Annotated in this window: 1 protein-coding gene; it reads right to left on the bottom strand. The window is 57.0% G+C overall.

The genetic code is table 11. The annotated features are described in order from the left end of the window. A partial coding sequence (locus LJF29_RS21105) for a non-ribosomal peptide synthetase (protein WP_229150300.1) occupies positions 1-842 on the bottom strand: 842 nt, incomplete at both ends.

Below are 842 nucleotides of genomic sequence, written 5' to 3'. Positions count from 1 at the left end.
GGGCCTTGGTCTGCCTGTTTGCCTTCGGCACGCTCCACATATTGTGTCAGTTCTTCGATCGTCGGGTGCTGGAAGAGATCCTTCATTTCCAGCTTCCAGCCGTGCTGGTTCAAGCGGCTCGCCATCTGGATGCCTTTAATGGAATCTCCGCCGAGCGAGAAGAAATTGTCGCTGACACCGACTTCAGAAATACCGAGCACGTCCTGCCAAATGCCGGCAAGCAGCTCTTCCATGTCAGTGGACGGCGCTTTGTATTCTCCGCTTCCTGTTTCAATATCCGGCTCCGGCAGCGCTTTGCGGTCTACTTTGCCGTTTGCGGTAACCGGAAGCTCGTTCAACGTCACCCAGAACGCCGGGATCATGTAGTCCGGCAGGGTTTCCTTGAGCGCTGACTTCAGCGCTTCTGTGTCGACAGTTTCCGGTGTGACATATGCGGCAATTGCGGTATTGCCCGCTTTATCCTTCACAGCTGTCACTGCCGCGTCCTGCACCTGAGAAAGCTGGGCCAGCTGCACTTCGATTTCTGACAGCTCGATTCGGTAGCCGCGGACCTTGACCTGCTGGTCGATCCGGCCGATGTATTCGATGCCGCCGCCCGTCCATTTCACCAAGTCGCCCGTTTTGTACATGCGTTCACCCGGCACAAACGGATCTGAGACAAACCGCTTCGCGGTTTCGTCTTCCCTGTTCAGATAGCCGCGCGCCAGTCCGCGTCCCGCCACACATAGCTCTCCGGCCACGCCCTCCGGCTGAACCTGATGGCTTTCGCTGAGAATGTACACTCTCGTATTGGCGATCGCTTGCCCGATAGAAAGCGAGCCTTCCTCCGGATTGATCTCTGT

The sequence above is a fragment of the Bacillus sp. LBG-1-113 genome (assembly GCF_020708615.1).
Lineage (GTDB): Bacteria > Bacillota > Bacilli > Bacillales > Bacillaceae > Bacillus > Bacillus mojavensis.
Note: the sequence above shows the minus strand (reverse complement) of the source record. Positions and strands in the feature narration are given on the sequence as shown.